This is a genomic window from Microbacterium sp. (assembly GCF_031180975.1).
GTDB lineage: Bacteria > Actinomycetota > Actinomycetes > Actinomycetales > Microbacteriaceae > Microbacterium.
The window spans coordinates 382,092-402,545 of record NZ_JAPSLI010000001.1; the positions used below are offsets into that span (position 1 = coordinate 382,092).

The 20,454-nt window shown below is 70.7% G+C and carries 21 protein-coding genes and 2 tRNA genes; 2 read left to right on the forward strand and 21 right to left on the reverse strand.

The window, feature by feature from the left end:
* Window positions 1–10 precede the first annotated feature (10 nt).
* The 14 genes from truA to RIF65_RS01825 all read right to left on the reverse strand — a co-directional run bounded on the left by truA (window position 11) and on the right by RIF65_RS01825 (window position 14,404).
* Entirely contained in the window at window positions 11–889 is an 879-nt protein-coding gene (gene truA, locus RIF65_RS01760; RefSeq protein ID WP_309064532.1) for a tRNA pseudouridine(38-40) synthase TruA, read from the reverse strand.
* Between the two features lie 44 nt (window positions 890–933).
* Window positions 934–2,406, reverse strand: a complete 1,473-nt coding sequence (locus tag RIF65_RS01765) for a sodium/solute symporter (protein WP_309064531.1) — start codon at window positions 2,404–2,406, stop codon at window positions 934–936.
* The gene (locus RIF65_RS01770; protein WP_309064530.1) at window positions 2,403–2,816 is read right to left on the reverse strand and encodes a heavy metal transporter; all 414 of its coding nucleotides are present in this window, start codon (window positions 2,814–2,816) and stop codon (window positions 2,403–2,405) included. Before RIF65_RS01770 ends, RIF65_RS01765 begins: the two co-directional genes overlap by 4 nt.
* Window positions 2,813–3,538, reverse strand: coding sequence for a LytR/AlgR family response regulator transcription factor (locus RIF65_RS01775; RefSeq protein ID WP_309064756.1), 726 nt, complete (start codon window positions 3,536–3,538; stop codon window positions 2,813–2,815). Before RIF65_RS01775 ends, RIF65_RS01770 begins: the two co-directional genes overlap by 4 nt.
* On the reverse strand, window positions 3,538–4,728 hold the full coding sequence (locus RIF65_RS01780) for a sensor histidine kinase (protein WP_309064529.1): 1,191 nt from the start codon (window positions 4,726–4,728) through the stop codon (window positions 3,538–3,540). The genes RIF65_RS01775 and RIF65_RS01780 overlap by 1 nt, the downstream gene beginning before the upstream one ends.
* Before the next feature lie 509 nt (window positions 4,729–5,237).
* A complete protein-coding gene (locus RIF65_RS01785; protein WP_309064528.1) occupies window positions 5,238–5,474 on the reverse strand; it encodes a YbdD/YjiX family protein in 237 nt (78 codons plus the stop codon).
* Window positions 5,474–7,750, reverse strand: coding sequence for a carbon starvation CstA family protein (locus RIF65_RS01790; RefSeq protein ID WP_309064527.1), 2,277 nt, complete (start codon window positions 7,748–7,750; stop codon window positions 5,474–5,476). The genes RIF65_RS01785 and RIF65_RS01790 overlap by 1 nt, the downstream gene beginning before the upstream one ends.
* A 279-nt stretch (window positions 7,751–8,029) precedes the next feature.
* Window positions 8,030–9,424 (reverse strand): aminotransferase class V-fold PLP-dependent enzyme, encoded by a 1,395-nt coding sequence (locus RIF65_RS01795; RefSeq protein WP_309064526.1) that lies wholly within the window; start codon window positions 9,422–9,424, stop codon window positions 8,030–8,032.
* Between the two features lie 13 nt (window positions 9,425–9,437).
* Window positions 9,438–9,962: a Rid family detoxifying hydrolase gene (locus RIF65_RS01800; protein ID WP_309064525.1), complete on the reverse strand. Its 525-nt coding sequence runs from the start codon at window positions 9,960–9,962 to the stop codon at window positions 9,438–9,440.
* A 236-nt stretch (window positions 9,963–10,198) separates the two neighbouring features.
* Complete coding sequence (locus RIF65_RS01805) at window positions 10,199–10,591, reverse strand: metal-sensitive transcriptional regulator (protein ID WP_309064524.1); 393 nt, start codon at window positions 10,589–10,591, stop codon at window positions 10,199–10,201.
* Window positions 10,588–10,752 (reverse strand): hypothetical protein, encoded by a 165-nt coding sequence (locus tag RIF65_RS01810; RefSeq protein WP_309064523.1) that lies wholly within the window; start codon window positions 10,750–10,752, stop codon window positions 10,588–10,590. The genes RIF65_RS01805 and RIF65_RS01810 overlap by 4 nt, the downstream gene beginning before the upstream one ends.
* The gene (locus tag RIF65_RS01815) at window positions 10,749–13,160 is read right to left on the reverse strand and encodes a heavy metal translocating P-type ATPase (RefSeq protein WP_309064522.1); all 2,412 of its coding nucleotides are present in this window, start codon (window positions 13,158–13,160) and stop codon (window positions 10,749–10,751) included. The genes RIF65_RS01810 and RIF65_RS01815 overlap by 4 nt, the downstream gene beginning before the upstream one ends.
* Window positions 13,161–13,187: 27 nt before the next feature.
* Window positions 13,188–14,195, reverse strand: coding sequence for a heavy-metal-associated domain-containing protein (locus RIF65_RS01820; protein ID WP_309064521.1), 1,008 nt, complete (start codon window positions 14,193–14,195; stop codon window positions 13,188–13,190).
* Entirely contained in the window at window positions 14,195–14,404 is a 210-nt protein-coding gene (locus RIF65_RS01825; protein ID WP_309064520.1) for a heavy-metal-associated domain-containing protein, read from the reverse strand. Before RIF65_RS01825 ends, RIF65_RS01820 begins: the two co-directional genes overlap by 1 nt.
* A gap of 334 nt (window positions 14,405–14,738) precedes the next feature.
* Here RIF65_RS01825 and RIF65_RS01830 point away from each other — a divergent pair, with 334 nt between their 5' ends.
* Window positions 14,739–15,089, forward strand: coding sequence for a DUF7882 family protein (locus RIF65_RS01830; protein ID WP_309064519.1), 351 nt, complete (start codon window positions 14,739–14,741; stop codon window positions 15,087–15,089).
* 47 nt (window positions 15,090–15,136) lie between these two features.
* Here the strand turns inward: RIF65_RS01830 and RIF65_RS01835 are convergent.
* The 7 genes from RIF65_RS01835 to RIF65_RS01865 form a co-directional block, all read right to left on the reverse strand.
* A tRNA-Met gene (locus RIF65_RS01835) sits at window positions 15,137–15,210 on the reverse strand.
* Window positions 15,211–15,242: 32 nt separating this feature from the next.
* Window positions 15,243–15,314: transfer RNA gene (locus RIF65_RS01840), tRNA-Thr, on the reverse strand.
* A gap of 51 nt (window positions 15,315–15,365) precedes the next feature.
* Window positions 15,366–16,502 (reverse strand): M23 family metallopeptidase, encoded by a 1,137-nt coding sequence (locus tag RIF65_RS01845; RefSeq protein ID WP_309064755.1) that lies wholly within the window; start codon window positions 16,500–16,502, stop codon window positions 15,366–15,368.
* Between the two features lie 242 nt (window positions 16,503–16,744).
* Window positions 16,745–17,536 carry an inositol monophosphatase family protein gene (locus RIF65_RS01850; RefSeq protein WP_309064518.1) on the reverse strand — a complete coding sequence of 264 codons (792 nt, stop codon included), beginning with the start codon at window positions 17,534–17,536 and terminating at the stop codon, window positions 16,745–16,747.
* Window positions 17,533–18,540, reverse strand: a complete 1,008-nt coding sequence (locus RIF65_RS01855) for a hypothetical protein (protein WP_309064517.1) — start codon at window positions 18,538–18,540, stop codon at window positions 17,533–17,535. The genes RIF65_RS01850 and RIF65_RS01855 overlap by 4 nt, the downstream gene beginning before the upstream one ends.
* Window positions 18,541–18,614: 74 nt before the next feature.
* On the reverse strand, window positions 18,615–19,412 hold the full coding sequence (locus RIF65_RS01860) for an enoyl-CoA hydratase/isomerase family protein (protein WP_309064516.1): 798 nt from the start codon (window positions 19,410–19,412) through the stop codon (window positions 18,615–18,617).
* Between the two features lie 48 nt (window positions 19,413–19,460).
* A complete protein-coding gene (locus tag RIF65_RS01865) occupies window positions 19,461–19,952 on the reverse strand; it encodes an FBP domain-containing protein (RefSeq protein WP_309064515.1) in 492 nt (163 codons plus the stop codon).
* A gap of 110 nt (window positions 19,953–20,062) precedes the next feature.
* Here RIF65_RS01865 and RIF65_RS01870 point away from each other — a divergent pair, with 110 nt between their 5' ends.
* Window positions 20,063–20,428: a DUF7882 family protein gene (locus RIF65_RS01870; RefSeq protein WP_309064514.1), complete on the forward strand. Its 366-nt coding sequence runs from the start codon at window positions 20,063–20,065 to the stop codon at window positions 20,426–20,428.
* Window positions 20,429–20,454: the final 26 nt, after the last annotated feature.

Genomic DNA, 20,454 nt, shown 5'->3' on the forward strand with positions numbered 1-20,454 from the left:
TTCGCCCCGGTCACTCGTCGTCAACGGCATCCGTCCCCGCCATCGACCCGTCGCGGTCGCGACGTGCCCTGGTCTGCTCCGCGCGCGCGGCGAGCAGGGCGTCGTCGGGGTATCCCACCTCGGTCAGGGTGAGCCCGCGGGCGGGCAGCACCTTGAACGCGCTGGTGCGCTCCAACTCGTCGCGCAGCCGGGCGACGTCGTCGACCGCGAGCTTGCCCTCGCCGACGGCGGCGCACGCGCCGACGAGGGCGCGCACCATGCTGTGGCAGAACGCGTCGGCCTTGACCTCGGCGATCAGCACGCCCTCGGCGTCCCGGCGCCAGCGGTAGTCCAGCAGCGTGCGGATGGTGGTCGCCTCCTCGCGCGGCTTGCAGTACGCCGCGAAGTCGTGCAGCCCGATGAGGGTCTGCGCCGCGGCATCCATCGCCTCGACGTCGAGATCGATGCGCAGGGTCGTGGTGTCGTGCCGGCGCATCGGGTCGTACCCGCTGGCGACGTCGGCGAGGCGGTACCGGTACCGGCGCCACACCGCGGAGAAGCGGGCGTCGAACCCCTCCGGCGTGAGAGTCGTGCGGCTCACCGTCACGTCGGGGTACGTGCCGAGCACTCCGCGGATGCGACGGGCGAGCGACCCGGCGGGATCTGACGCCGCCTGGCCGTGGCGGGTCCGCACCCGTGCCCACTGCGCCTCGTCCAGATCGACGTGCGCGACCTGGCCGGAGGCGTGCACCCCGGCATCCGTCCGCCCGGCGACGACGAGCTGCACGTCGGAGCCGACGATCCGCGCGAGGGCCGCCTCGAGCACGCCCTGCACGGTGCGCAGCCCCGGCTGCTTCGCCCAGCCGCGGAAATGCGTGCCGTCGTAGGCGATGTCCAACCGAATGCGCACGGACCCAGCCTAGACGCGGCGGTCAGCCCGCCTGGACGCGGCGGTCAACCGGCCTCCTCCTGACGCTCCGGCAGGTGCAGCCGCGTGACGTACTTCTCCGCCCGGCTGGGGATGCGCCGCCGGTCGAGCCGCGACACCACCACGATCACCGCCGTCACCAACGGGATCGCCCACGCCGCGGGCTGCACCAGCAGGGGCGCCGCCGAGCCGGCATCCGGTCCGAGCAGCGCGGACGCGCCCAGCGACGCCCCGACGGTGAGCCCGCCGACGACCATCCCGGCCAGCGACCCGCGCGCGGTGAGCCCGCGCCACCACACGCCGAGCAGGATCACCGGCGTCAGGCTGGTGGCCGCCACCAGGAAGACGGTGCCGACGCTGGAGACCAGTGCCTCCGGCCCGGTGAGCAGCGCGACCCCGAGCGGGGCGATCACGCACAGCCCGGCGGAGAGCCGGAACGAGCGCACCGAGCCGTCGAACACGTCCTGGCTGATGACGCCGGCCAGCGAGACGACGAGTCCGGACGAGGTGGCCAGGAACGCCGCGAACGCTCCGGCCACGACGATCGCGGTGACGATGGTGCCGATCGGCTCGGGCAGGATGCGCGAGGGCAGGGCGAGCACCACGGTGTCGGCGATGCCGGCCTGGGCGAGGTCGGGCGCCGCCACGCGGGCGATGAGCCCGAGCGTTCCGGAGACGGCGTAGAACAGGCCGATCATCGCGACGACCAGCACCGTGGTGCGGCGCGCGGAGCCGCCGTCCGGGCTGGTGTAGAAGCGGATCAGCACGTGAGGCAGGCCGATCGTGCCGAGCAGCAGCGCGATCATCAGCGACGCCGTGGAGTACGGGTCGGTGGCGGCCGGCCCGACCTCGACGGGGAACGCGTGCAGCGGTTCCAGCGAGGGCTCGCGGCCGGACAGCGCCATGAGCATCAGCACCGCCGGGATGGCCAGGGCACTCAGCTTGACCCAGTACTGCATGGCCTGCACCACGGTGATGGCGCGCATGCCGCCGGCGGCGACGATTCCCGACACCACCACGGCGACGACCACGGCGCCCACCCAGGGCGGCAGATCGGCGACCACCTGCAGGGTGAGCGAGGCGCCGTGCAGCTGCGGCACGATGTACAGCCAGCCGATCACGAGCACGAGCAGGCTGGTCACGCGGCGCACGGTGCGCGACTCCAGCCGCGCCTCGATGAAGTCGGGGATCGTGTAGGCGCCGCTGCGGCGCAGGGGCGCGGCGACGAACAGCAGCAGCAGCAGGTACCCGGCCGCGTACCCGATGGGGAACCAGAACCCGTCGGCGCCGACGAGCAGCACCAGGCCGGCCAGCCCGAGGAAGGTTCCGGCCGACAGGTACTCGCCGCTGATGGCCGACGCGTTCCACACCGGGCTGACGCTGCGGGATGCCACGAAGAAGTCGCCCGTGGTGCGGCTCATCCGCACGCCCATCACGCCGAGCACGATCGTGACCGCGAGGATCAGCACGACCGCCGAGAGACCGAGGGCGATGCTCACCTCGACGCCGCCGCGAAGTCGTCGTCGACGCCGGTCACCGTGCGGAACCGTCGCTCGTTGCGCGCCGCGTAGCGGGCGAACACCACCGCGAAGAGCAGGATGACCGGGTAGTACGCGTACGCCTGCAACAGCCACGACAGCGGCACGCCGAACACCGGCAGGTCGACGGTGTTCGCGATGATGACGATCGCGAAGGTGAGCACCAGCGACATCAGCACGAAGCCGATCAGGCACGCCGCCGCCAGGCGCAGCTGGGCGCGCATCAGGTCGGTGAGGAACACCGACTCGGCCTCACGCACCGGCGCGCCCGGCAGCGCGATGCCCTGCGTTCGCGACGCGTCGGCGGACGCGGCGGCGGCGTCGAACGTGATGCGCACCCGCTGCGGCCGGTCGTTCGGCGTGCGGGTCATCGCCGCTCGGCCTTTACCAGCCGGCTGCGCACCGCGGGGATCAGCCGGCGGCTCACCGGCAGCTCGATCTCGGCCAGTCCGACCACGGGCAGCGATCCGGAGAGGCGCACCTCGGTGACGGCATCGGCGTGCACGAGGTAGGAGCGGTGGATGCGCACGAACCCGGCGGCCGCCCAGCGCTCCTCGAGCTCGGAGATCGGGATGCGCACGAGGTGGCTGTCGCCGGCTTCCGTCCACAGCCGCGAGTAGTCGCCCTCGGCCTTCACCCAGCGCACGTCGTCGCGGCGCACCAGCCGCACGGACTGCCCGATCGGCACCGGTACGGTCTGCCCCTCGGCATCCTCGCCGGACTCCCTGCCGCGCCGCTCGGCGACGACGCGGTCGACGGTGCGGCGCAGCCGCTCGGGGCGGACCGGCTTGAGCACGTAGTCCAGGGCCTGCAGCTCGAACGCCTCGACGGCGCCCGCCTCGTCGGCGGTGACGAACACCACGGCGGGACGCTCCGCGAACCGATCGAGGGCGCGGGCCAGGTCGAACCCGCTGACGCCGGGCATGTGGATGTCGAGGAACACCGCATCGACGGCCTCGACCGACAGCATCCGCAGTGCCTCGGCGCCGCTGGAGGCGGCGTGGATCGCGCCGATCCTGGCATCCGCTCGCAGCAGCGCGACCAGTTCGGCCAACGCGGGCGGCTCGTCGTCGGCGATGAGCACGTCGATGATCACGGCGCGTCCGTCTCGTGCAGCGGCTGGGACTTCGGTATCCGCATCCGCACCATGGTACCGGCGTCGATGTTCGTCTCGATCACGAGGCCGCCGTCCGGCCCGTACAGCCGGCGCAGGCGCGCGTCGACGTTGCGCAGCCCGACGTGGGTCGTCTCTCCGACGTCGGCAAGGGCGCGCTGCACCGCCTCGGGGTTCATCCCGACGCCGTCGTCCTCCACCGAGATCTCGGTGTGGGTGGTCTCGTCCTCCGCGGCGATGACGATGCGGCCGCCGGATGCCAGGGGCTCGAGCCCGTGTCGCACCGCGTTCTCGACCAGCGGCTGCACGGACAGGAACGGGATGACGGTGGACAGCGTCTCGGGCGCGATACGCAGCCGCACGTCGAGCCGCTCGCCGAAGCGCGCCCGCTCGAGTTCGAGATAGTTGCGGATGCTGCCCAGCTCCTGCGCCAGGGTGGCGAACTCGCCCTTCTGTCGGAACGAGTACCGGGTGAAGTCGGCGAAGTCCAGCACCAGCGTGCGCGCCCGTTCGGGGTCGGTGGTGATGAACGAGGCGATGGCGGCGAGGGAGTTGTAGATGAAGTGCGGGCTGATCTGGGCGCGCAGCGCGCGCAGCTCGGCCTCGGCGAGGCTGGCGCGGGAGGCCTCCAACTCGGTCAGCGCGATCTGCGCGGCGCACCACTCGGCCACCTCGCCGGTGGCGCGCACGAGGGGGCCGCGGACCTTCTCGGCGAACGCGACCAGCACTCCCCTGCCTTCGCCGTCGACGGTCATCGGCGCGCCGACCGCCTCGTGCGGGGTGTCGTCGCCCTTGCCGCGACGCGGGAAAACCTGCCGTCGCCCGGTCTCGTGCACCCGGTCGGCGATCCGCCGGGCCGAGGTGGCGAGTCCGTTGACGGAGCCGTCGGAGGCGACGGACCCGTCCGGTGACACGAAGGCGACGGCCTGAACGCCGAGGAGGTGGCGCAGGTGACGGGCGGCGCGGACCAGTTCGGGACCGTGCTCGGCACGCAGTTCGGCGGCCGCGAGGCCGGCCAGGTGCAGGGTGCGACTGGTGGCGCGCTCGGCCTCGCCGCCGAGATCGCGCGACCCGCGCCGGGCGAGGCGGAGCGCGCCGACCAGCACGAGGGCGAGGAGGATCCCGACGACCACTCCGAGCGCGCCGGAGATCAGTGCCAGATCGGTCATCCGCTCAGCCTATGACGCGCGCCGCGCCGGCGCGTTCGGTCGGCGTGGGCCCGCTCGTTCCGGCCGGCGCGACCGGCGCGTTCGGTCGGCGCGGGGCCCCGCCCGCGGCATCCAGGGCGCAAAGGATGCCGCTTCGGGCACCACAGAGGGGCAGTTTCCGCGACCCGAACACGCGAACGACCGTGAGACCGGCCCCGCGGCGCCGCCCGCAGCATCCAGGTCGCAACGGATGCCGCTTCCAGCGTCGCAAACCGGCACTTTTCGCGACCCGAACGCGTGATCGGCGGGGGTTCACCGTCCAGGTCGCAAGAGATGCCGCTTCCAGCGCCGCAAACCGGCAGTTTCCGCGACCCGAACGCGCGAACGCACGCGCTACCGGCCCCACGGCCCCGCCCACCGCATCCAGGTCGCAACGGATGCCGCTTCCAGCGTCGCAAACCGGCACTTTTCGCGACCCGAACGCGCGAACGACCGCGCCCCCGGGCGGTTCGACGTCCGGGGTGCCCCGGTCAGCAGCAGCGCGCGCCGGGGTTGCGGTCCTGCTCGGCCATCCGGTCGTGCCAGAACTGGCGCTCTGTCGGGATCGGCGCGTCGGGGTGCTCGGCGCGGTGGTGCGCCACGTAGACGTCGTACGCCCGGTCGCCCATCAGCGTCGTGAAATACCAGCGGATGCCGGACAGGGCGCTCCGCACCCGCCGCCACACGGCGACGGATGCGGAGCGGACCTCCAGGTCGGAGACCGACATCAGTGCCCTGCCGCTCCGCGGCGAGCGTGCGGCCCGGCATCCGGGACCTTCTGCCACTGCGCCTCGAGCTCGCGCTCGGCCGGCGTCGGGATGAGGCCGGCCGGGGCGAACCGCCGCGACGGCACCGGTGCCTCCTCGCCGTCATCCGCGACCCCCGCGCGGATCGAGCGGATCGCCGACAGCACGGCCACGGCGATGACGATGATCGTCAGCACCACGAACACGATCGACAGGGTGCCCTGCACCGCCGTGTTGCGGATCACGGCTTCGACCACCTCGGGCTCACCCAGGCTGCCGTCACCGGCGGCCTGCGCGGCACGGTACTTGGCGTTGTTGGCCCAGTATCCGATGCTCGGCACCGGCGAGAAGATCTTGTACATGGATGCCGTGATCGTGACCACCGCGGCGAACGCGAGCGGCAGGCCGATGATCCACAGCCAGCGCACGTAGCTCGGGCCGCGCTTGGCCACGATGGCGAACACCACGGCGAGCGCGATCGCCGCCAGCAGCTGGTTGGCGATGCCGAACAGCGGGAAGAAGGTGTTGATGCCGCCGAGCGGGTCGGTGACGCCGAGGATCAGGATGTAACCCCACCCGGCGACCATGATCGCCGTGCAGATCCACACGCCCGGACGCCAGGTGATGTCGCGGAACTTGGGCACCCAGGCGCCGATCGAGTCCTGCAGCATGAACCGGGCGACGCGCGTACCGGCGTCGACGGCGGTGAGAATGAACAGCGCCTCGAACATGATCGCGAAGTGGTACCAGAAGCCCATCATCGCGGCGCCGCCGCCGATCTGCTGCATGATGTGCGCGAGACCGAGCGCCAGCGTCGGCGCGCCTCCGGTGCGCGAGACGATGCTCTCCTCGCCGACCGCTGCGGCCGTGGAGGTCAGCATCTCGGGCGTCAGGTTCACGCCGGTCAGGCCCAGCGAGTTCACGAACGCCACCGCGGCCTCCGGCGTGCCGCCGGTGAGCGCGGCGGGCGCGTTCATGGCGAAGTAAATGCCCTGGTCGATCGAGATCGCGGCGACCAGCGCCATGATCGCGACGAACGACTCCATCAGCATGCCGCCGTACCCGATGAACCGGGTCTGGCGCTCCTTCTCGACCAGCTTCGGCGTGGTGCCGGAGGAGATCAGTGCGTGGAAGCCGGACAGCGCGCCGCACGCGATCGTGACGAACAGGAATGGGAACAGCGGGCCGGAGAACACCGGGCCGAGACCCGTCTCGGCGAACTCGGTGAACGCGGGCACCTCGATCTCGGGCCGCACCAGCACGATGGCGCCGGCGAGCATGACGATCACGCCGATCTTCATGAAGGTCGACAGGTAGTCGCGCGGCGCCAGCAGCAGCCAGACCGGCAGGACAGCGGCGATGAAGCCGTAGATGATGATGCCCCACGCGATCGTGGTGCGGTCGAGGTGGAAGACCGCCTGGCCCCACTCGGTGCCGGCGACCGCGCCACCGGCGACGATGGCGGCGATGAGCAGCACGAAGCCGATCAGCGACACCTCCGTGATCTTGCCCGGGCGCAGGTAGCGCAGGTACAGACCCATGAAGATCGCGATCGGCAGCGTCATGGACACGCTGAACACGCCCCACGGGCTCTCACCGAGGGCGTTCACGACGACCAGGGCGAGGATCGCGATGATGATGATCATGATGAGCAGCGAGGCGATGATCGCAGCAGTGCCGCCGACCTTGCCCAGCACGTCGCGGGCCATCTGCCCGATCGAGCGTCCGCCGCGGCGCATGGAGAAGAACAGCACGGTGTAGTCCTGCACCGCGCCGGCGAGCACGACGCCGACGATGATCCAGATCGTGCCGGGCAGGAAGCCCATCTGCGCGGCGAGCACCGGTCCGACCAGCGGACCGGCGCCGGCGATCGCGGCGAAGTGGTGTCCGTACAGCACCCGACGGTCGGTGGGGACGTAGTCCTTGCCGTCCTCACGGACCTCCGCGGGGGTGGCACGGCGGTCGTCCGGGCGGGTGATGTACCGCTCGATGACCTTGGCGTAGAACCGGTAGCCGATCAGGTACGTGCACACCGCGGCGAACACGAACCAGATCGCGTTGACGGTTTCACCGCGGACGATCGCGAGCATGGTCCACGCCACAGCGCCCAGCAGGGCGATGGCGGACCAGACGATGATCTTCGGCAGCGTCCAGCGGGACTCCCGCTCGAGTTCCGCCTCGGGGACGGCGACCGGGGGCAGGTCGGGATCCTGCACGAGGGCGCTGGCGCCCTGGCCGGATGACGGGGTGGTGGTCATGAGGTCTTCTTCCTTGAGACGCATTGCGTTGATGGGTGCGACTGCGGCCCGGCGCGCCGAGCGCAGCGCTGCGCGCTGGCGAGGTTACGGGCGCCGTCCGTGCGACGCGAGCGCCGCCCGGCGATCGGGGCGGTTCGTGCGCCGAACGGCACGAGTTGAGCGACGAACGGTACGACGGGAGTGTTCCCGCCCTTCTCCGTGTCGGCCCTCCTCGGCTCTTCATGGGTCACTGAGCTTGTCGAAGTGCCCCAAGAAGAGCCAAGGAGACCGATGGGACTGTCAGGCCATGCTCTTCGACAGCTTCCACGCGGAGTCGATGAGCCGGTCGACGTCCTCGCGCTGGTGGAACAGGTGGGTGGAGACGCGCACCGGGCTGTGCAGCGTCGGGTCGCCGATCACCGCCAGCCGGGTGTTGCGGATCTCCACCCCGTACTCCTCGAGCAGCCGCGACACGAACGCCGCCGACTTCTCGGCGCTCTTCACGTCGGCCGGGTTCTGGAACGGGTTGAACGCGGTGAGCGCGCACGTCAGCCGCGCATCGCTCTTCGCCGAGTAGAGGGCGCTCGCGCCCCAGCGCTCGACGACGAGCTGCTTGGTGTAGTCGCCGAGCCCGACGATGTGGTCCTGGATGCGCTGCCTGCCGATCTCGTCCCAGATCTCGGACACCTTCTGCACGCCGGCGTTCAACGCCTTGCTGCCGTTGCCGACCGACTGCAGGTAGCGGCCGATGTCCTGCGACTGATCGCGCGACCGCAGGTCGACGGATTGGTCGGTCGGGTAGCCCGACGACACCACCGGCCAGAACTCCGGCAGCGGGTTGGGGTTGGCTGCCGTGACGCGGTTGCGGATGTACAGGATGCCGGTGCCGGCGGGCCCGCACTGCCACTTCGCGGCCGATCCGGCGAGGAAGTCCACGCCGAGGGCGCGGAAGTCGTACGCCAGCATGCCGGGGATGTGCGCGCCATCCACGACCGTGGTGATGCCGTGCTGCTGTGCCAGCTCTGCCAGCATCCTGATCGGCAGCATGGTGCCGGTGAGGTAAGTCGGGGCGGAGAACATGATCACCTTGGTGCGGCTGGTGATGCCGGCGCGGAACAGCTCGACGTAGTCCTCGGCGCGCTGGTCGTCGCCGATCGGCAGCTGCACCCGCTTGATCACGACACCGAACCGGTCGCGCACCAGTGCCAGCGGGGTGTTGCCGCCGGAGTGCTCGTGGTTGGTCGTGAGGATCTCGTCGCCCTCGCGCAGATTCAGCCCGAGCAGCGCCTTCGACATGCCGTCGGAGGTGTTGTGGGTGATGACGATCTCGTCCTTGTCGACGCCGTGCGCCTTGGCGACGACGGCTCGCACGTCGGCGAAGTCGCTGTACGACGACTCCGCGTCGCGCGCCACTTGACGGTGCACCGAGTCCACGACATCCAGCACCTGCCGCGGCGACGAACCGACCGTGCCGATGTTCATGAACAGGATGCGCTTGTCGAGGGTGAACATCTCCGCGACCTTGCTCCAGTACCCGGGGTCGTTCGCGGCGGGCACGCCGGCGGCGACGGGGGATGCCGCGGCGGCCGGGGCGATTCCGAGGGTGCCGAGCCCGACGGTGCCCGCCCCGACGCCGAACAGCTTGAGCGCGGAGCGGCGGGAGAATCCGGTGGTGTGCATCATCTTCGAGTCCATGTCTGTCGTCTCCTTATCGCACAGCGATCGCGCTGATCTCGACCTTGGCGCCCAGCGGCAGGGCGGCGACCTCGACGGTCGCGCGCGCCGGGGCCGCCTCGGTGCCGAAGTACTCCGCGTACACCTTGTTGAACTCGGCGAAGTCGTCCATGTCCGCCAGGTAGACGGTGGCGCTGACGACGTGCTCGAGCTCGAGGTTCGCCTCGGCGAGGACCGCCTCGATGTTCTGCACCGACAGGGCGGTCTGCTCGGCGATGGTCTGGTCGTTGTCGATCTTGCCGACCTTCGGGTCGATGGGGAGCTGGCCGGACACGTACACCGTGCTGCCGGCCGCGATGCCCTGCGAGTACGGCCCGATCGCGGCGGGGGCATCGGGGCTGGCGAGCACCTTCTTCGAGGCCGTGTCGCTCGCGGCGGTGCCGTTCGCGGCCGCATCGGCCGGAGCGCCCATCGCCGTGCTGAGGGCGAGGCCGGCAATCAGAAAAGCCCCGCTGACGGAGAGGACCGTCGTGCGGGGCCGGGAAGCGAAGTGGATCAAGAGGCTCTCCTTCGAGTTTCAGCGAGGATGCGGCAGTGCATCCGGGACGCGTCATCGCGTCTGCCGAAACCCTAGGAACGCCGGTCACGTCGCGGGCCGTTCGGTTCCGCTCCGTGCGCGTTCGTGCGATGAACGGCGCCGGATGCGCGACGAACGGCGCATATGACGAACGGCGCCCCGCTCGTCATATGCGAGCGGGGCGCCGTTCGTGGGACGTCCGCGAGTGTGCGGCGCAGTCAGCGGACGAGGCGGGCGATGGCCTGCGACGCCTCCTTGATCTTCTGCTCGGCGACCTCACCGCCGACACCGACCGCGTCGGTGACGCAGTGACGAAGGTGGTCCTCGAGCAGGCCGACGGCCACACCCTGCAACGCGCTGGTCAGCGCCGAGATCTGGGTGAGGATGTCGATGCAGTACTGCTCCTCGTCGACCATGCGGTGGATGCCGCGGGCCTGCCCCTCGATGCGCTTGAGGCGCGCCAGGTAGCGGGCCTTGTCGCTGATGTAGCCGTGCTGCCCGCGGTCGCACGCCGTGTCGCCGGACTCGTGGCCGGCGTGCTCGTGCGCGGCGGACTCGTGGCCGGCGTGCTCGTGCGCGGCGGAGGCCGCCGGCGCGGATGCGGTCGTCATGATGCGTCCGTTTCGCTTCGACCGCCTCCGCAGCAGCCGGCCGCGGCCGGTGCCTGCGCGGCGAGGAGGTCACGGCGTCCCTCGACGGGGACGGCGGTTGCCTGGGCGGTGGTGCTGCAGCAGCCGGCGACGGTCGTGGTCTCGTGTGCGGTGCCGGTCATCGGTCTTCCTTTCGGGTGGGGGCGGCGGCCGCCATAGGGGCGGATGCCGTGGGGGCGGGTGCCGGGGTGGCGGATGCCGCGATGGCGGTCCGGGTGGAGTCGCCGGACGTGATGCTGGTGAACGTACGCAGCCGCAGGCTGTTGCCGACGACGAACACGCTCGAGAATGCCATCGCGGCGCCGGCGAGCATGGGATTGAGCATGCCGAGTGCCGCGATGGGGATGGCGGCCACGTTGTACGCGAACGCCCAGAACAGGTTGGTCTTGATGGTGCCGAGGGTCCGTCGCGACAGCCGGATGGCATCCGCCGCCGCCCGCAGATCGCCGCGGACCAGGGTGATGTCGGACGCCTCGATGGCGACATCCGTGCCGGTGCCCATCGCCAGACCCAGGTCGGCCTGCGCGAGCGCAGGCGCATCGTTGACGCCGTCGCCGACCATCGCGACGACGCGCCCCTCGGCCTGAAGCCGCTTGACGACGTCGACCTTGTCCTGCGGGAGCACCTCGGAGATCACCTCGACGATGCCCACCTCGGCGCCGATGGTCCGCGCGACCGCGTCATTGTCGCCGGTGAGCAGCACCGGGGTGAGGCCGAGGGCCTTCAGCTGGGCGACCGCCTCGGCGCTGGTCGGCTTGACGGTGTCGGCGACGACGAGGATGCCGCGGGCGCGGCCGTCCCAGCCGACGGTGACCACCGTCTTGCCCTCGCGCTCGGCGCGGACCTTCGCGTCCGCCGCCTCGCTGCCGAGGTGCATCGCCCAGTCGGCGAGCAGGCTCTCCCGGCCGACGACGATGGCGTGTCCGTCGACGATGCCCTGCACGCCCTTGCCCTCGACGTTGGCGAAGTCCTCGACGGTGGGCAGCTGCCCGGCATCCATCGCCGCCTTCGCGATCGCACGGGCGATCGGGTGCTCCGACGCGTGCTCGAGCGCGCCGGCCAGCCGCAGCAACTCGGCCGGGTCGGTGTCGGCCTCGGCGACGACGTCGACGAGGGTCATCCGCCCGCTGGTGACGGTGCCGGTCTTGTCGAGCACGACGGTGTCGACACGACGGGTGGACTCGAGCACCTCCGGGCCCTTGATGAGGATGCCCATCTGCGCGCCGCGGCCGGTGCCGACCAGCAGCGCCGTGGGGGTGGCGAGTCCGAGCGCGCACGGGCACGCGATCACGAGCACGGCGACGGCCGCGGTGAAAGCGGCGGTGGCCGGGAACCCGGCCCCGAGCCAGGCGCCGAGGGTGGCGACCGCGATGAGGATCACGATCGGCACGAAGACGCCCGAGATCCGGTCGGCGAGGCGCTGCACTTCGGCCTTGCCGCTCTGCGCGTCCTCGACGAGCTGCGCCATCTGGGCGAGCTGCGTGTCGGCGCCGACGCGGGTGGCCCGCACGACCAGGCGGCCGCCGGCGTTGACGGTGGCGCCGGTGACGGCATCCCCCTCCCCCACCTCGACCGGCACGGACTCGCCGGTCAGCATCGACGCGTCGACGGCGGAGGTGCCGGCAACGACTACGCCGTCGGTGGCGATCTTCTCGCCGGGGCGCACGACGAACTCGTCGCCGGGGCGCAGCTCGGAGATCGGGATGCGCACCTCCTGTTGGGTCTCTGAGCCGGTCGAGGGGCCGGACGCGGGCCTCAGCACGGCGACATCTTTCGCGCCCAGCTCGAGCAGCGCGCGCAGCGCCGCACCCGCCTGACGCTTGGAACGCTTCTCGAAATAGCGTCCGGCGAGGATGAACATCGTCACGCCCGCACCCACCTCGAGGTAGATGTTCGCGGCGCCGTCGGACGGCGCGATCGTGAACTCGAACGGGTGTGTCATGCCCGGCTCGCCTGCGGTACCGAAGAACAGCGCGTACAGCGACCACAGCAGCGCCACCGACGTGCCCATCGAGATGAGCGTGTCCATCGTGGCCGCACCGTGGCGCAGGTTGATCCAAGCGGCGCGGTGGAACGGCCAGGCCGCCCACACGATCACGGGGGCGGCGAGCGCCAGCGACGCCCATTGCCAGTACGTGAACTGCAGCGCCGGGATCATCGACATCGCGATCACCGGGATCGTGAGCACGATCGACCCGATCAGCCGCTGCCGCAGCGAGACGAGTTCGGGGTCGGCCTCCCGGGTCCCCAAGCCTGTTCCGTCCTGGGTCCCTGAGCCTGTGGAAAGGCCCTCGGATGCCCGCGGCTTCGGAAGAGCGGCCGTGTACCCGGTCTTCTCGACCTCCGCGATCAGCAGCGCGGGGTCGTACCCGTCGGGCACGCTCACGCGGGCCTTCTCGGTCGCGTAATTGACCGACGCCTGCACGCCGTCGAGCTTGTTCAGCTTGCGCTCGATGCGGTTGGCGCAGGAGGCGCAGGTCATCCCGCCGATCTCGAGTTCGACCGCGTTGCCTGCGGATGCCGTGCTCATCACGTCCTTCTCTCTGGGGTCGTCGGGTCAGTGGCTGTCGTCGTGCGCGCCGTGCTGTGCCGATGCCGCATCGACGACGAACGTCGCGGTGTGCACCGTGCCGTCGACCTGGAAGTCGAGGTACAGCAGGTAGCGTCCCGGCGTGGGCGCCTCGGCGACGAAGCCGATGTCGGGTCCGCCGTGCGCGGTGACGGCGGAGTGCTCGTGGTCACCGGAATCGTCGTGCGCCGCCGATTCGGGCGAGGGACCCTCCGGGTGGACGTGCAGGTAGGCGAGGTCGCCTTCGCGCAACGCGACGAGGTGTCCGAACGCGCCGAGGTAGGGTTCGAGGTCCGTGACCGGCTGTCCGTCGCGGGCGATCGAGAGCGTGAGCTCGCTCGGGGCGCCCGCGGTCAGCTCACCGTCGAGGGTGACGGTGAAGCCGTCGACCTCGTCGGTCTTCGACGCCGAGGATGCCACCGGTGCCCACTCCCCACCGACGTGGACCGTGCGGGTGAGGGTGATGCCGTCCGCGCCCTGGGGCGCGAAATCGGCGAAGACGCGGTAGGTCCCGGCATCCTGCCACCGCCAGGGCAGCGACCACACGCCGGTGCCGGCGTCGAGCTGCGGGTGGACGTGGCGGAACCCGGTGCCGTCGCTGCGGACGACGATCAGGTGGAGGTCCTTGTCGTGCTCGGTCGTGTAGTCGACGACCGGCTCGCCGCTGTCGTCGAGGATCTGGAAGCTCAGCTCTCCGTCGGCGCCCACCGCGGTCGGCGCCTGCACCGGCGAGAGGACGTATCCGTTCTCGCTGAGGGACAGGCCCTGCGGGGTGGTGTGCGCAGCGGTGTGGCCCGTGTGGCCGCCGTGGTCGTCGTTCTTCGGCGCGGCGGTCGCGGAGGGCTCGTCGTGCGTGTCGTGCTCGTTCATCTCGCTCTTCTCCTGCCAGCCCGCGACCAGCTCGGCGGGGACGATGGCTCCGGCGAGCCCGAAGGCCGCGCCGAAGGCCACCACCACGCCGGCTCCGAAGAGCGACAGCCGCGCCGCGGTGTTCATCAGACTCGCACCGCCGAGTAGCCGGCCTCTTCGACCGCGGCGATGACCTGGGCGTCGTCGATCTCGGCGGAGCCGGTGACGACGAGCTTTCCGCTCTGAGCGCTCACCTGGATGTCCTCGACGCCGGGGATCTCGTTGACCTCCTCGCGGACGGACATCTCGCAGTGGCCACAGGTCATTCCCGTCACCTGGTACTCGTTCACGCTCATGTTCGCTCCTTCCGTCGCATACCCGTCAGGGGTATCTGTGTGAGACAACAGCATACCCCCTGTGGGTATTCCGTCAAGCCTCGATCCCGCGCTCAGGTCGCGAAACCTGCCGGCACGGCGGGCGCGCTCGCTCAGGTCGCGAAACCTGCCGCTCCGGATGCCGGAAAGCGGCACTTTCCGCGACGCGAGCGCCGCGCGCAGGGCCGGCACCGTCTGGGCCGACACGAGATGGGGGCCCGAAAACGCGAGAAGTGTGTCACGCTGAAAGGTCCACAAAGTAATCACCTCGATTGCGCCCTCGGCACGGGTTTCCGTGGAACCCAGAGGAACAATCGTGGGCAAGTTCATATACGAAGGCATCGTACGCGTCGACATCGAAGACCGCGCCCTTCAGCACCTGCAGCTCGTCATCGCCGCGAAGCTGCGCAGGGGAGAACCGTTCGCCTTCACCTGGAGAGAAGACCCGAGCACCGGCGGCGGTCGCACGAGCGTGTGGGTGCACCGTCGAAGCTCCATGGTGTTCAAGTACGACACGAGCCGGACGAACGCGATCAACCGCGACTGGATCGAAGCACTGGCGTTCGTCGCCAGCTCGCCGGCCGGGCTGCACCTGATTCCCGAGCCTGCGCCGGCGGACGCACCCGCACCGGCGACGGGGCATCCCGGTGTGCTCACCGAGGTCTGAGCCAGACAGCGAAAAACCCCGGATTCCGCAGAATCTCGGGGTGTCCGTAGCGGAGGCGGGACTCGAACCCGCGACCTCACGATTATGAGTCGTGCGCTCTCACCAACTGAGCTACTCCGCCGCACCGCGTCCGCCCAGTCGAGCGAATGCCAGAGCCCCGAGTCAGGATTGAACTGACGACCCCTTCCTTACCATGGAAGTGCTCTGCCACTGAGCTATCGGGGCGTGCTGCCCGTGTCCGGGCAACCAGATGAGATTATCACCTCATGCCGGTTCTCACGAAATCGGGGTGACCCCGTCGTAACGTCCGGCGTTCTTGTTCATCCACGGCAGCGGGTCGATGGTCGAACCGTTGATGAGAATCTCGAAGTGCAGGTGCGCGCCGAACGAGTGTCCGGTGTTGCCGACCTTGCCGATGATGTCGCCGACCTTGACCTTGTCGCCCGCCTTCACCCGCAGCGAACCGTGCTGCATGTGCGCGTAGTGGCTGGTCACGACCTGGCCGTCGATGATGTGGTCGACGTACGCGGTGACGCCGTACCCGCCGCCCGACTCGGTCGCGATGCGCACGGTGCCGTCCGCGATCGCCTGGATCGGCGCGCCGGCACCGGGCACCAGATCAATGCCCTGGTGCATCCGGCCGCTGCGCATGCCGTAGCCGTAGCTCATGCGCGTGCCGACGATGAACGGCCACTGGATCGCCGCATCAGGGTCGTTCGTGTACACGCTGTTCGAGTACGCGATGCCCTCTTCGGCCGCCACCTGCGCGAGAGACACGGTCGAGTAGTCGTCCGCGCGGGCCATCTGCTCGGTCTGCACGTCGCCCGGGGCGACGTAGGCCTGGATCTCCTCCTCGTCGATCGCGGCCTTGGAGGTCGAGCCTCCGCCGGCGACGAGCGAGGTGGACGCCTGCGATCCGCTGCCCTGGATGGCGGCGACCGCGCTGGCGGGAAGCGTCATCGAGACGGCCAGCAGCCCGGCGATGCCCATGACGCCCACGGTCGCGCCGGCGGTGGCCAGCTTGCGGAAGCTGGACCGGCGGGTCTGCGTGGACTCGGTCTCGGCGGCGGCAGCTGCGTCGACGGGCTCGGGAAAGGTCGGAGCGGATGCCGGCTCCGCGGCATCCGATTCCTCACCGAAGCCGAACGCCTCGGCGGCGACGATGAACGGGTCGACGTCACCGGCGGCGGATGCCGTGGTCGCGCGCGCCGGGGTGTCGGCGGGAGCGGATGCCGGTGCCGGCGTGGCCGCCTGCGGCGCGGCGTGCTCGACGGCGTCGTCGGTGCGCTGCTGCACGGCCTCGGCGGCGTTGGTGGAGGGGACGGTTCCGGAACCGGCGAGGCGGCGGGCGCGACGCGTGCTCGCGGCGACGATGACGGCGGCGGCCGCCTCGGTCTCGAAGATGTCGGACATGGTCACGCGAGCGTCGGAGGGTGCGGATGCCGTCGACGGGGTCTTCCGGTCCGCGCCTGCGGGCGCGGTGCGAAGACGGTTCGCTCGGCGCGTGAGGGCGGGGGCGACCTGCGGGTGTTCAGAGGGCAAAGCGATCTTCCAGTTACGTATGCAAGCTCGGGGGGTGCTTGACCACTCTCGTTCGGGCGACGAAAGTAACGATCGAATAAACCTTAGCGGCTCCCGCCTGAGAAAGCCATGAGTCAGTCACGTTCTGCAAGGAGTTCGAGCATGCGGGCGTGCACGGCCGGCGATCCGGCGATCACGAGCGGACGTGCGGCATCGACGTCGAGCCGGGTGAGCACTCCGCCTGCCTCCGCGACGAGTACCGAGCCGGCGGCGAAGTCCCACGGGTTCAGCCCGCGTTCGAAGAAGCCGTCCAGTCGGCCGGCGGCGACGTACGCCAGGTCGACGGCCGCCGACCCGATCCGCCGCAGGTCGCGGGCCATCCGCATCACGCGCCGGACGTTCGCCAAGTCGCCGTCGTGGGTGGCCGGGTCGTAGCCGAAGCCGGTGCCGAGCAGGGCGCCGGCAGGACCCGCCTCGGACACGTGGAGCCGCTGGCCGCCCAGCCAGGCTCCCTCGCCGCGCGCGGCCGTGTACAGCTCGCCGAGAGCGGGAGCGCACACGGCGCCCGCGATCCCCTGCCACCGTTCGTACACCGGGTCGCCCGAGACGACGGCGATGCTCACGGAGTAGGTGGGCATGCCCGACGCGTAGTTGACGGTGCCGTCGATGGGGTCCACAACCCAGGTCAGGCCGCTGTCGGACGCGGCCGAGCCGGACTCCTCGCCGAGGAACCCGTCACCCGGACGCTCGCGCTGCAGCCGTCCGCGGATGAGGTCTTCGACCTCACGGTCGGCCTCGGTGACGATGTCGGCGAGCGTGGACTTGGTCGCCGCCAGCGAGACGCCTTCCGAGCGACGACGCAGCGCCAACTCGCCGGCTTCGCGGGCGATGTCCGCGGCGAGATCGCGGAGCTCTGCCGGGTTCATCGCTCCTCCCCCTGAGCACCCGGCGTGCCAGGCGCCGGCGGCGGGGGCGGGAAACCGTTCGGCGCGGGCAGGTGGGGAGGCTGGGCGTTCCGCGCCTGCTGCAGCTGCGGCGGGATGCCGTCGACCGGCGGCACGGGTGCCTGCCCCGGCGTCCGCGCACCCTGCGGCGCCGGCGCGAGTGCGGGGAAGCTCTGGGCTTGCGGCTGCTGCTCGTAGGTCGGGCGACCCGTGTAGTAGGCGTTCCAGTCCGGGCTGCCGTCGGGCATGACCGGCAGTGGGGTGCGACCGTCGGCGTACGTCGGCCACGCGGCGACCGGCTGCGGAGCGGGCTGCATGCCGACCCCGAACGGCCGCACTGCGGCATCCGGCTTGGGCGGGCGCGGAGCGAACAGCGCGTTCAGCAGCGGCACGAGCGTCGTGCCCACCGCCACGAGGATCGTGATGGCGACGGTGATGCGCCAGTACAGCTCTCCGTACGTGAACAGCTCAGGGAAGGTGAGGTAGAACACCAGCATCCCGACCAGCACCGCCAGCAGCGCGAACGTCGTGATGACGATGACGCGGGTGAACGTGGTGACGTGGCGGCTCGCCGCCTTGACGTACAACCGCACGTGCAGCAGTGCCAGCTGCAGGATGATCACGATCAGCAGCAGCTGGAAGAACCGCTCCGAACCCCAGCCGAAGTACTCGTCGTCCTGCGGCAGCCAGATCTTCACCGCGCCGGCGAGGAGGGCGATGATCCACGTCACCATGCTCGCCAGGGCCAGCCAGTCGGGGCGGCGGGACGCCAGGCTCGCCTCGGCGAAGGCGATGCCGGCGAAGGCGGCCAGCAGCAGGATGGTGAGGAAGGCGCGGCCGATGAGTCCGTCCTGGTCGCCGATGAGCACCCAGACGACGCAGACCAGGGCTGCGGCGACGAGCGCACCGATCGCGATCCAGAGCGCTCCGCGAAGAAGCAGGGACATGTTCGGCCGGGTCTCGGCCTGCTGCGGGACGTCAGACATGGTGATCCTCTCGGCGTCGTCCTCTCATCCTGCCACGGAGGCCGGACGCGCCCCGGCCGGCCGCGAAGCCCGGCTCAGCGGCCGGTGCGAGCGGATGCGGCGGCGAACGCGGCGATGCGTGCCGCGGCATCCGGAGTGTCGAACGACGCCCCGATCGTGACGGCCTCCTCCTCGAGCTGCTCGGCGAATCCGCGCGCGGGCTGCGAGCGCACCAGACGCTTCGCCTGCCCGTACGCGGCGGCGGCGCCGGCCAGCCAGAAACGCGCAATCTGCTCGGCGCGGGCGCGGACGGCATCCGCTTCCGCCTCGGCGTCGTCGGCCTCGACGACCTCCGCGGCGAGACCCCACTCCTGCGCCTCGGATGCCGTCAGCAGCCGGTCCTGCAGCACGAGCTGCAGCGCGCGGCGCTCGCCGATCGCCCGGGCGAGCTGCGCCGAGACGGAGAGGTCGGGGGTGAGACCGATGTTCGCGTACAGGCTGCCGATCTGCGAGCGTCCGCCGACCACGGCGTAGTCGCTGCACATCAGAATGCCGAGCCCGCCGCCGGCCGTCGTTCCGTGCGCGGCGGCGACCACCGGGATCGCCGACGAGGTGAGCGCGAGGATGCCATCGTTGATCACGCGCGCGAACGCCGTCAGCTCGGCACCGGAGCCGGTGTTGGTCGCCATCTCTCGGACGTCTCCCCCGGCGCAGAACGCCCGCCCCCTCGCATCGATGAGGATCGCGCCGACATCGTCGCGCGACACCGCCTCGGTGGTGGCATCCCGCCACGCGTGGGCGACCTCGGCGTTGAACGCGTTGAGGCTCGCCGGCCGGTTGAGGGTGAGGCGCGCGAGGCCCTCGTCGACGGTGAACAGGACGGCGTCGCTCATGGCGTCTCCTTCGATGCACGGGTGCTGCTCGACCAGGGTATCCGCGGCTCAGACCTCGCCGAGCACGCGGGTGACGAACGCCTCCATCCGGCGGCGGGTGCCGTCCAGGCGCATGTCCGCCTGGCCCGGCGCGCGCACCTCGTTCGGTGCGAGCGGATGGGCGAGGCGGACGTTCTCGTGGCAGGACAGGTCCGCACAGATGTAGGTGCCCGCGCTGTCACCCCGGCGCCCCTTCTCCCCGCCGCGGCGGGCGGTGAACAGTGCCACCTGGTTGCCCGGCTGGAGCGTGTGGCAGATGTTGCACATGCCGGAGCGGGCGCGTCCCGGATCGGTCGAGCGGAGCAGGATGCCGAGCGCGCGGCCGTCGTGCTCGACGATCACGTACCCGCGGCGCGGAGAGCCTGGGTCACGCCAGGCGACGAAATCGAGGTAGTCCCAGTCGGCGACCAGAAGCGACACCGGCAGCTGCATCTGCCGGATCTCGTCCTCGTCGGCGTTCGCGATCGCTGCGCGGATCTCAACCTCGGTCAGAGCACGCATCGCCCCAGTCTATGCACGTGCCAACGGGGGCGGACCTGGCATCGCGCGCCTGGCATCCGAGGCGAAATCGTTTCGTGACCGCGCGGGTGATTCGGGCGTATTGTGCGCTCATGGGAAGAATCGAATACGACGGCGGCGGGTCCCACATCCCGATCGAGGACCGGGCTCTCGCGCACCTCAAGGTCGTCGTCGCGACGAAGCTGCGGCGCAACGAGAGCTTCACCCTCTCCTGGAAGCACGGCGAGGGCGACGAGCCGGGGCGTTCCACGATCTGGCTGCACCCGTCGATTCCGATCCGTTTCGTGTTCGAGGAGAGCGATCCGCCCGAGCTCAACCGCAACTGGATCGAGCGCCTGATGCACTCCGCCAACTCCAGCGGCGGCATCACCCTGGTCGACGAGATCGAGGCGATGGACGAGAGCGCCGCCGCCGAAGAGACCGGCGCGGCCGAGTCGACCGGCGAAGGAGAGGCGTGAGGCCAGAACGAAGGCCGAGGACAGGG

Excerpts from the sequence above, each read along its gene's own strand:
- RIF65_RS01770 (WP_309064530.1), bottom strand. The coding sequence starts at position 2,816 with ATGACCCGCACGCCGAACGACCGGCCGCAGCGGGTGCGCATCACGTTC.
- RIF65_RS01780 (WP_309064529.1), bottom strand. The coding sequence starts at position 4,728 with ATGACCGATCTGGCACTGATCTCCGGCGCGCTCGGAGTGGTCGTCGGG.
- RIF65_RS01785 (WP_309064528.1), bottom strand. The coding sequence starts at position 5,474 with ATGTCGGTCTCCGACCTGGAGGTCCGCTCCGCATCCGTCGCCGTGTGG.
- RIF65_RS01790 (WP_309064527.1), bottom strand. The coding sequence starts at position 7,750 with ATGACCACCACCCCGTCATCCGGCCAGGGCGCCAGCGCCCTCGTGCAG.
- RIF65_RS01795 (WP_309064526.1), bottom strand. The coding sequence starts at position 9,424 with ATGGACTCGAAGATGATGCACACCACCGGATTCTCCCGCCGCTCCGCG.
- RIF65_RS01805 (WP_309064524.1), bottom strand. The coding sequence starts at position 10,591 with ATGACGACCGCATCCGCGCCGGCGGCCTCCGCCGCGCACGAGCACGCC.
- RIF65_RS01810 (WP_309064523.1), bottom strand. The coding sequence starts at position 10,752 with ATGACCGGCACCGCACACGAGACCACGACCGTCGCCGGCTGCTGCAGC.
- RIF65_RS01815 (WP_309064522.1), bottom strand. The coding sequence starts at position 13,160 with ATGAGCACGGCATCCGCAGGCAACGCGGTCGAACTCGAGATCGGCGGG.
- RIF65_RS01820 (WP_309064521.1), bottom strand. The coding sequence starts at position 14,195 with ATGAACACCGCGGCGCGGCTGTCGCTCTTCGGAGCCGGCGTGGTGGTG.
- RIF65_RS01825 (WP_309064520.1), bottom strand. The coding sequence starts at position 14,404 with ATGAGCGTGAACGAGTACCAGGTGACGGGAATGACCTGTGGCCACTGC.
- RIF65_RS01845 (WP_309064755.1), bottom strand. The coding sequence starts at position 16,502 with ATGTCCGACATCTTCGAGACCGAGGCGGCCGCCGCCGTCATCGTCGCC.
- RIF65_RS01850 (WP_309064518.1), bottom strand. The coding sequence starts at position 17,536 with ATGAACCCGGCAGAGCTCCGCGATCTCGCCGCGGACATCGCCCGCGAA.
- RIF65_RS01855 (WP_309064517.1), bottom strand. The coding sequence starts at position 18,540 with ATGTCTGACGTCCCGCAGCAGGCCGAGACCCGGCCGAACATGTCCCTG.
- RIF65_RS01860 (WP_309064516.1), bottom strand. The coding sequence starts at position 19,412 with ATGAGCGACGCCGTCCTGTTCACCGTCGACGAGGGCCTCGCGCGCCTC.
- RIF65_RS01865 (WP_309064515.1), bottom strand. The coding sequence starts at position 19,952 with ATGCGTGCTCTGACCGAGGTTGAGATCCGCGCAGCGATCGCGAACGCC.
- RIF65_RS01870 (WP_309064514.1), top strand. The coding sequence starts at position 20,063 with ATGGGAAGAATCGAATACGACGGCGGCGGGTCCCACATCCCGATCGAG.